The following is a 9,317-nucleotide window of genomic DNA, read 5'->3' as shown; positions in this document are numbered from 1 at the left end:
TCATTGCCGTCTCCGAAACCGAAAGTTCGTCGTTGATCGCGGGACCCCACCCCCTGGCCGGCCGGCGTTTGCCACGAGGTAGGGCGATTTCGACAGGCGAGATGTCACATAGAGAGCTTCAATTGCACTGGCCGGGTGCTTGGAGCTACTGTAGGTGACGCTACAGACCTGTCTGTTCTTATGCTACGTACAGGTCTGTAGCGCTGTCAAGCTGACTAAAGGAGGCTCATGAGTCCTACTGCCAAACCGCGCGCCGGTACTGAAGGCGCCGCCGCGCCTGCCGAAAGCGTCCGAGACCGGATCCTGAACACGGCCCGCGACTTGTTTTACAAAGAAGGCGCCCGGGCGGTCGGGGTGGACACCGTGGTGGCCAAGTCCGGGGTGGCCAAGACCAGCCTGTACCGTTGGTTTCCGTCCAAGGACGCCTTGATCGTGGCGGTGTTGGAGCAGGAGCAGAAGGACCGCTGGGCCGGTTGGGACAAGACCGCTGCGCTGAGCGACCCGGAGCCGCGTGCCCGGCTGCGAGCTCACCTCAATGGCGTTGCTCAGTTCGTGAGCAGCTCACGGTTTCGTGGCTGTCCGTTCATGAACATCACCGTCGAGTTCGCTGATCCTCAGCACCCGGCGCGGGTCGTCGCTACTCAGGAAATGGAAGAACTGCGTCGGCGCTTGCGTGGGCTGGTCGACAACATCGAAGGCGTGCGCAATCCGGATGAACTCACCGAACAGTTGCTGTTGCTGGTCGACGGCGCGTTCTCGTCGGCGCAGGCATTGGGCAAGAGCGGCCCGCAACACTTCATGGTCGCGGCAGCGGATGCGTTGGTCGACGCTCAGCTGAAGAAGTAACGTTTAGCTCGCCAGCTCGGCTTCGAGTTTCTCGCTGGCGGCGAGCCACGCTGTTTCGACATCTGAGATGTCCCGCTTCAGCTGAGTCTGCTTCTGCAACAGCTCTTGTAGCTTTTGTTTGGAGCTCGGGTTGTAGATGTCCGGCTCGGCCAGCGCGGTCTCGACGGTGCCGCGTTCCTGTTCCAGCTTGGCCAGCTGCTTCTCCAGGCGAGCGATATCTGCTCGCAGCGGGCTGAGTCGATTGCGCCGCTCGGCCTCTTCTCGCTTACGTTGTTTCTTTTGTTCGGCGCTGAGCGCAGTGGGGGCGTTTTCGTCGCCCGACGTCTCGGCTTCTTCGCGAGTTTGAAACCACTTGGCGTAGTCGTCGAGGTCGCCGTCGAACGGTTGCGCGCGGCCTTGATCCACAAGAATCAGATCGTCGGCGACGGCTCTCAGCAAATGACGATCGTGTGAGACCAGCACCACCGCGGCTTCGTAATCTTGCAAAGCCATCGCCAGCGCCTGGCGCATTTCCAAGTCGAGATGGTTGGTCGGCTCGTCGAGCAACAATAGATTCGGTCGCAAGTAACTCACCAACGCGAGCACGAGCCGCGCTTTCTCGCCGCCCGAGAATGGTCCCACGGGTTCGAACACGCGGTCGCCGCTGAATCCGAAGCTGCCTAGGAAACTGCGTAGCTCTTGTTCGGTGGCCTTGGCGGCGGCATCGCCGCCGAGCCGTTTCAAGTGTCCGATCGGCGAGTCGTCAACGGTAAGTTGCTCGAGCTGATGCTGAGCGAAATAGCCAATCTTCAAATCCCGCGCTTCGGTGCGCCTGCCGTCGAACGCGGTCAGTTCGCCGGCCAGCAACTTCATCATCGTCGACTTGCCGGCGCCGTTGCGGCCGAGCAAAGCGATTCGGCTGCCGGGCGAGATGGTCATGCTGATGTTCTCCAGCACGATGCGTTCACCGTAGCCCACCGACTGTTTCTCTAACGCCAGCAACGGTTGCGGCAGCTTCTGCGGCGGCAAGAAGGTGAATTCAAATTGCGAGTCGACGTGCGCGGGCGCGATCTTCTCCATGCGCTCGAGCGCTTTGACGCGGCTCTGTGCTTGCTTGGCCTTGCTGGCCTTGGCCTTGAAGCGCTCGATGAAGCCCATCATGTGCTTGATCTCGCGCTGCTGCCGTTCAAACATCGATTGTTGTTGGGCTAGCTGCGAAGCGCGTTGTTCTTCGAACGCGGAGTAGTTGCCGCTGTAGATTTTCGCGGCACCGTTTTCGATGTGTACGACGCGATTCACAGTGCGATCGAGGAACTCGCGATCGTGCGCGATCATCAATAGCGTGCCTGGGTAGTTGCGCAGCCATTGTTCCAACCAGATCACGGCATCGAGATCGAGATGGTTGGTGGGCTCGTCGAGCAACAACAAATCGGATCGGCACATCAGCGCCTGCGCGACGTTGAGCCGCACTCGCCAGCCGCCGGAGAACGCGTTCACCGACCTGGCTTCGTCCGCGGCCGAGAAGCCCAAGCCGTGCATCAACTTTCCCGCCCGACTGCGCGCGTCGTAGCCGCCTAACGCAGCGTAGCGTGCATGCAGTTCACCGAGCTTGACGCCAGCGTTGTTCTCTTCAGCCTGCGCGATGGCCGCTTCGGTGGCGCGCAACTCTTCGTCGCCATCCATGACGAACTCGATGGCCGGCCGCTCGGTGGCATCCAGTTCCTGTGCGACATGTGCGACCACCAGCTGCGATGGATAGTCGACATTGCCCGCATCCGGCTGCAACTCGCCCAACACCAGCGACAGCAAGCTCGACTTACCACAACCGTTTGCGCCCACGATGCCGACCTTCTCACCGCGATAAACGGTGAAAGACGCATCGGAAATCAGCAGGCGCGGACCGCGCCGGAGGGCGAGCGAGGAGAACGAAAGCATGGACGATTCGAGCCGCAGCGAAGCCGGGCCGGCATCCTAGCAGATCGCCGCTAGCGGCTCAGGAGGCGAACAGCTCGCTGACTTTTGCGCGGCCGCTGGCCTGAGACATGACCAGGGAAAGGAATTCTTCGGCCGGCATGGCGTCGCCGAACAGGCGGCCTTGGCCGTAGTGGCAGCCGCGGTTGCGCAGGAAATTGAATTGTTCTTCGGTCTCGACGCCTTCGGCGACCACTTCGACTTCCAAGGCTTTGCCCATGTCGATGATGGTGCGAACGATGGTGGCGTCGTCGCTGTTGATGGCGGCGTCGCGCACGAAGGATTGGTCGATCTTCAGCGTGCCGATGGGGAATTGCTGAAGCGCGCTGAGCGAGGAATAACCGGTGCCGAAGTCGTCGATGGACAGGTGCAGGCCCATGGCATACAGCTCATCCAGCAGCTTGATGGTGCGCTTCGGGTCGACCATCAAGGTGGTCTCGGTGATTTCCAGCTCGAAACAAGTCGGCGACACTTCGTGACGACGGAACACCGATTTGCAACGAGTGATGAAGCTCGCCTGACGCAGCTGTTTCAACGACAGGTTGATGGACACGCGGCCGGGATTCTTGATCTTGTCCTGCCAGCGATGGTAATCGGAGCAGACGCGGTTCAGCACCCACTCGCCGATGCCCAGAATCAAATTGGTTTCTTCAGCCAGCGGAATGAACTGCGACGGCGGAATGTCGCCGTGGCCAGGCAGGCGCCAGCGCAGCAGTGCTTCGGCACCGATGATGCGGCCGTCGCGCAGATCCACCTTCGGCTGATACAGCATCATCAGCTCGTCGCGTTCCAATGCACGGCGCAGCTTGCTCTTCAGCATCAAACGTTCGACCGCCGCGGCGTTCATGTCGGGCGAGTAGAACGCGAAGCTGTTGCCGCCGTTTTGTTTGGAGTGATACATCGCCGCGTCGGCGTTGCGAATCAGGTCGATGACGTTCTCGGCGTCCTTCGGGCAGAACGCGATACCGACGCTGGCGGTCAGGAACACTTCCTGCTGATCGACGTAATACGCTTTGCAGACCTCGGCGAGCACCATGCGTGCGAGGTTCGCTGCTTGCGCGCGTTCATCCTCGGAGTCGGCGAAGCCTTCGATGAACAAACCGAACTCGTCGCCGGCCAGACGACCGACCACCGCCTCGCGCGGCAGGATGCGAATCAAACGTTCGCTGAGCACTTCGAGCGTACGGTCGCCGGCGGCGTGACCGAACGTGTCGTTGATTTCTTTGAACCGATCCATGTCCAGATACAGCATCACGATGCCGCGATCGTTACGCCGGGCGCGTGCGATCGCTTGTTGCAGCATGTGCTGGAACTGCATGCGATTCGGCACTTTGGTCAGCGCGTCGTAACGAGCCAGATAACGAATGCGGCGCTCGGCCCGCTTGCGATCGGTGATGTTACGAACGACGAAGATGGTGCCTTGGAACTGCGGATCGTCGCCGGCGATGGGCGCGCCCGACAGCGACACTGGAATCGTCTGGCCGCTATGCGTGGCGATGACGGTCTCGCGCGTCTCGACACCAGCCTGTTCGAGCGAAAAGCCTTCGCGTTCGTTCTCGGCCAGCAGGTTGATGAACGGCTGCCCGGCAATCTCTTCTTCGTTGTAGCCGAACAAACGTACCGCGGCGTCGTTGATCTTGCGCACCATGCCGTCCGGCGAGGTCACCAGCACGGCGTCGTTCATGCTGTTGAGGACGATGGTCAGATAATTCTTGGTGATGGTGGTCTGGCGCAGATTCTGGCGCATCCGATCCAGGGCCATCTCCAGCTCGGCGATCTCGTCGTTGCTGGTGACTTTATGCGGTCGCGTGTAGTCGCCTTCGCCGATGCGTTCGGCGGAGCGAATCAACTCGACGATGGGACGCTCCAGGCGCTGCGCCAACATCCAAGCGACCAAGGTCAGCAAACCGGTGATCAGGATGCCGACGCCGGCGACGATCCAGATGCGGCGTTCGAAGTCGCGCTGTTGTACTCGTTCGAGCTGGGTCTTCAATGCATGCGCGGTGTCGGCGAGCCCGGGTCGGCCGACCACGATCTCCAACGTGCCGAGCGATTCGACGCCGCCCAGGCCGCGGCGGATGGTGCGCTTGTCTTGATCGGTGATCTGGCGGGTCCATTGATCCTGCCGGATGCTTTCGAACATCACCGAGCCGTCCGGCGCCAGCACGCGGGCCGAAATCGAATAGGGATTGTTCAACAGCGACGCGACGATCTTTTCCAGAGTGCGCTTATCGCGTTCGCGAAGGGAGGATTCCAGCGCCTGGGCACCGGCGGCGGCCATGTCGCTGGCGAGCAGGTCGAGCCGTTGTGCCTCGGCCGTGAGCAGGGAGCGTTCGCCCTGGCGCACCAGCACGTCACTGGACTTGCGATAGTCGAGGTACTCCAGCAGGAATAGCGTCGCCGCAATGAGGATGCCCGCCGCGATGGCGACGGAGAGCAATCTGATTTTGAGGCCCCGCGATCTCAACCCATACTCCGCACGGACGGTGTGCTGCGAACCCGCTTCGTCCGCATAATACTCATGTTTTTCGCGGCGGTGACACATCGCAGTTTACTTGTCGGGTTTTTTGACATACCAAACGATTAGAATGTTAAAAACCGCGGCGTTTGGTCGGGTTTTGCAACTTATTTTCAGCAGATTATTTTCAATATCGTCGTGCGAGGACGCAGATCGTAATGAACGAGCTCGAGCTCACCGGACAGGCGCGCACTCATGTCGTGGAATTGGCGGAACCGCGCTGCATGCTTCACTACGAAGCAGTGGCTTCTTTCCTGGCAATGAGGGATGCGGCACGAGTCGACGGCATCGACCTGGCGCCACGCTCCAGCTTCCGCGATTTCCAGGCGCAAATCGGTATCTGGAATCGTAAATGGCAGGGCGAGCGGCCGATTTATGACCGCCAGGGCGCGTTGTTGGATCGCGCGCAGTTATCCGATTCGGCCACTGTGGACGCCATTCTGTGTTGGTCGGCGATTCCCGGCGGCAGTCGTCATCACTGGGGCAGCGATGTCGATGTGATCGACGCGGCCGCGGTGCCGCCCGGCTACAACGTCGAGCTGTTGCCTGCGGAATACGCACCGGAAGGAATATTCGGCCGCTTGTCGCAATGGCTCGATGCGAATATGCGACGCTTCGGTTTCTACCGACCCTATCGCACCGAGCGCGGCGGGGTCAGTCCCGAGCCTTGGCATTTGAGCTATGCGCCGATTTCTCAGGCGGCGCTCGAGTCGCTCAGTTTGTCGACGCTACGCCGGGTGTTGGAAGGCAGCAGCATTGAGGGTAAACCCCATGTGCTGGCGCGTTTGCCGGAGATCTACACGCGCTTCTTGCTGGCGGTGGACGCGCCGGCGTAACGATCATTCGGCAGTTGGTTGCCGCCGCGTGAAATGTCGGACTCGATCCAGAAAACGCAGCGGCATCCAGCGCTTCATACGCCACATCATGCGCGCCGCCTTAGGTAGCAGGATGTAAGTGCGGCCGTCGGCCGCCTCTGTCAGCAAATCGTAGGCGGCCGCTTCGGCCGGATACTCCGACCTCTGCATGGCTTCATGCGCGCGCGCCCGCGCATGCTCGGGGCCGCGCAATGTTTCCAGCAGCGACGAGCGAAAGAATGTCGGCATGGCGACCGACACTTGTGTGCCCATCGGCCGCAGTTCGTTCACCAGGGTTTCGCTGATCGAGACCACTGCGGCTTTGGTGGCGTTGTACGAGATCATGCCCGGTGCCGAAGCGAAGGCGGCGGCGCTCGAGACGTTGATCAGCAAGCCGCTGCCGTTTCGTTGTAGATGAGGCACGGCCGCGCGCGAGCCGTGCACGACGCCCATCAAGTTGATGTCGATGATCCAGCGCCAGTCTTCCAGCGAAACTTCCATCAACGAACCGGCACTGGCGACGCCGGCATTGTTGATCATCACATCCAAGCCGTCGTGGCTGGCGGCGAATGAATTCACCGCGACCGTGAGTTCGTCGGACTGAGTCACATCGCCCGGATAAGCGACCAGCTTGACGCCGGCGTCGGCGAACTCGGCTTCGACGCTGGTGAGCCGTTCCAGATTGCGATCGAACAGGCCCAGGGTCCAGCCGTCGCTGGCCAGCGCTTTGGCCAGCGCCAGCCCCAGCCCACTGCCGGCGCCCGTGATGAACGCGCGCTTGTGTGGAAACCGGGCATTCAGTCGTGCGAACCGTGGATTCATCGTGCGGAGTATGAAGTGCTCAGACGAAGAAAGCGCGAACCGACCACGCACCCCAAGCAGCTGCTGCCATCAACACCAAGCCGGGTGTGAGTTCGTAGGCATAACGTCGGTCGCCTAGCGAAAATGCCACCATGGTCTTGCTCACCACGTTGGTGGTGAAGCCCACCAGCACGGCGAGTGCGGCGAACTCGGCTTGGGTCCGGCCGCTGGCGGCCAGCGAGGCTGACGAAATTGCCGGCGCATGAGCATCGGTGAAACCGGCCACGCCGGCGGCGAGCAACAGGCCGCGATCGCCCAGCCATTGCGTCAGCAGTGCCGAAATCAACAAAGTGAGTCCGACCACCAGCACGAACACGATGGCGGTCTTGGGTTCGAACGGCCGTCCTTTCGGCGAGTCCTCGGCGGCGGACATTTCACGAAAACTGCGGAGCGCGAACACTCCCGCATAGATCACCGCGGCCAGACCCGATGCCAGCAACGACGGTGTCAGCAGTAACAACGTTGGCGTGCTCACCAAGCCCACGACGATGGCGAGCTGAATCACGGTCGCGACCGAAGAAGCAGCGGCGCCCGCGACCGCACCTTTGTGCAGTTCTGGTTGGCTCTTGGTCCGTGCGCCCATGGCGCCGATGGTGGCTGTGCTCGATACGAAACCGGACAGCAGTCCGGCCACCGCGAGCCCAGTCTTGGCGCCTAACGCGCGCAGAGCGACGTAGCCGAGCGCATTGATGGCCATCACCAGCACCGCCAGCATCCAAAGCTTGCGTGGCTGCACGACGCCCCAGGGATCGATGGGCTCGGTCGGCGTGAGCGGCAGGATCACCAGAGCCGCGGCTGCGAGCAGCAGACCGTCGCGGACTTCCTCGTCAGTGAGCACGTTCTGGACCCAGTTATGAGCGTGGGTACGGAACGCGAGCAGGATGGCGACGATGACGCCGAGTGCGGCAGCGAGCTGCGGCTCTCGCACGGCCAATCCACCGAGCAGCAGCGCGACGACCATCGCGATCTCGGTGGTGAGGCCGGGATCGGTGTCGCGAGTCCGCAGGTAGCCGACGGCGATCAGCAGGCCGACGATGCCGCCGGTGGCGATGAACACATAGACGCCGCCGATCCAGAGGCCGAGCGCGCCGGCCAGCGAGATCAGGGTGAAGGTGCGGAGACCGGCGACGGCGCGGTTCGGGCCGGTGCCCTTACTGCGTTCCCGTTCGATGCCGATGAGGAAGCCGACGGCGAGTGCGACGCCGAGATTGATCCAGCTGGGTTCGGGGATGTCAGCCATCCCGCCAGCTTAACTGCTTTTCCAGACCTGCTTCAGATGGCCGATGACCAGCGAGCGGATGTTCTGCACCGGGTTGCGTTCCCAGGTGAAGCAGGGCGGGTCGCGGCGGAGCATGGGCCAGCGGCCGGTCCGCAGTACCTCGCTCAGGTAGTTCAGGTTGGACTCGATGGCGTCCATGTACGGGTTGCGGCCGTTGAACAGCGATTCGAGATAGCTGTAGGCGCTGGCGAACTCGCCGTCCAGGCGCGAGCGGCGCACGTCTTCGATGAAGCCCGGCGTCTGGCGCAGTACGTCCAGGCCGGAGCTGTACTTCACCTGGGTCTTGCCGGTGGCGTCGCTGGGCATGGCGATGCCGCCCAGCACGAATTCGGGATAGAGCCGGTCGCGGCATTTTTCCAGATAGCAGCGATCCGACATTTGCGCGATCAAATCGCCGGTGCCGATCAGATGGCCGAGCTTGCGGTCGCGCGGATCGTCCAGGCGGATCTGATCGAACTGCACTTCGTAACCGGTGAAGTGCACGATCTTGGTGGCCACCGGCACCCATTCGGCCATGCCGATGGTGGGCAGGTAACGACCGATGAACTGGGCGCTGCGGCTCACATGACTCAAGGTGAACTCGGCGCCGTTGCGATGTGTCTGGTCGTCGGTCTGACGAATGTAACCTGCGTCATGAAACAACGCCGTCACCACGCCGAGGATGGCGCGCTCCGGCCCGAGTCGTTCATCCGCCAGGTGGGTGCGATCGTAACTAACGATCAGGCGCGCCACGGCGAGCGTGCCGTCGAGCGAATGCTGCAGATCGTGATAAACCGTGTCGCAGCCGTAGTAGCCGGGAAACTGACCGTTGAACAGCCGCTCGAAATCGCGAAACGCGGTGTCGACCCGGTCCAGCGGATAATGCGGCCAGCTCTGGCGATACAGCTCGACCACGGCGCGCCGAACCGCGTCAGGTGAACTCACCTGCACGGTATTGGTGACATCGAAATCGCTGCGCCGATACTGCATTTCTAACGGGGAACTCGCGGCGGGAATTTGCCAACGAACG

General features: G+C 61.9%; 7 protein-coding genes. 2 read left to right on the top strand and 5 right to left on the bottom strand.

The genetic code is table 11. The features are described from left to right. Positions 1 to 228: 228 nt before the first annotated feature. Entirely contained in the window at positions 229 to 846 is a 618-nt protein-coding gene (locus JNL55_RS35240; RefSeq protein WP_293866044.1) for a TetR/AcrR family transcriptional regulator, read from the top strand. Positions 847 to 849: 3 nt separating this feature from the next. On the opposite strand, the gene JNL55_RS35235 is transcribed toward JNL55_RS35240, so the two are convergent. Together JNL55_RS35235 and JNL55_RS35230 are read right to left on the bottom strand one after the other, a co-directional pair. Further along, positions 850 to 2,760, bottom strand: coding sequence for an ATP-binding cassette domain-containing protein (locus JNL55_RS35235; RefSeq protein WP_293866041.1), 1,911 nt, complete (start codon positions 2,758 to 2,760; stop codon positions 850 to 852). A 58-nt stretch (positions 2,761 to 2,818) separates the two neighbouring features. Continuing rightward, entirely contained in the window at positions 2,819 to 5,263 is a 2,445-nt protein-coding gene (locus JNL55_RS35230) for an EAL domain-containing protein (RefSeq protein WP_293866039.1), read from the bottom strand. Between the two features lie 209 nt (positions 5,264 to 5,472). On the opposite strand from JNL55_RS35230, the gene JNL55_RS35225 reads away from it, so the two are divergent. Continuing rightward, positions 5,473 to 6,150, top strand: coding sequence for a M15 family metallopeptidase (locus JNL55_RS35225; RefSeq protein WP_293866036.1), 678 nt, complete (start codon positions 5,473 to 5,475; stop codon positions 6,148 to 6,150). Between the two features lie 3 nt (positions 6,151 to 6,153). Here JNL55_RS35225 and JNL55_RS35220 read toward each other — a convergent pair whose 3' ends face one another. The 3 genes from JNL55_RS35220 to JNL55_RS35210 all read right to left on the bottom strand — a co-directional run. After that, positions 6,154 to 6,990, bottom strand: coding sequence for an SDR family NAD(P)-dependent oxidoreductase (locus tag JNL55_RS35220; RefSeq protein WP_293866033.1), 837 nt, complete (start codon positions 6,988 to 6,990; stop codon positions 6,154 to 6,156). Between the two features lie 19 nt (positions 6,991 to 7,009). Further along, positions 7,010 to 8,269: an MgtC/SapB family protein gene (locus JNL55_RS35215; protein ID WP_293866030.1), complete on the bottom strand. Its 1,260-nt coding sequence runs from the start codon at positions 8,267 to 8,269 to the stop codon at positions 7,010 to 7,012. Between the two features lie 9 nt (positions 8,270 to 8,278). After that, positions 8,279 to 9,317, bottom strand: a 1,039-nt coding sequence (locus JNL55_RS35210) for a hypothetical protein (protein WP_293866027.1), incomplete at its 5' end; no start/stop codon positions are given.

It is taken from the genome of Steroidobacter sp., from assembly GCF_016790065.1.
Classification (GTDB): domain Bacteria; phylum Pseudomonadota; class Gammaproteobacteria; order Steroidobacterales; family Steroidobacteraceae; genus Steroidobacter.
This window is presented reverse-complemented; position numbering and strand designations above follow the sequence as displayed.

Bases quoted from the DNA above. Each gene is read 5' to 3' on its own strand.
- JNL55_RS35225 (WP_293866036.1), top strand. From the start codon at position 5,473: ATGAACGAGCTCGAGCTCACCGGACAGGCGCGCACTCATGTCGTGGAA.
- JNL55_RS35215 (WP_293866030.1), bottom strand. From the start codon at position 8,269: ATGGCTGACATCCCCGAACCCAGCTGGATCAATCTCGGCGTCGCACTC.
- JNL55_RS35235 (WP_293866041.1), bottom strand. From the start codon at position 2,760: ATGCTTTCGTTCTCCTCGCTCGCCCTCCGGCGCGGTCCGCGCCTGCTG.
- JNL55_RS35240 (WP_293866044.1), top strand. From the start codon at position 229: ATGAGTCCTACTGCCAAACCGCGCGCCGGTACTGAAGGCGCCGCCGCG.
- JNL55_RS35220 (WP_293866033.1), bottom strand. From the start codon at position 6,990: ATGAATCCACGGTTCGCACGACTGAATGCCCGGTTTCCACACAAGCGC.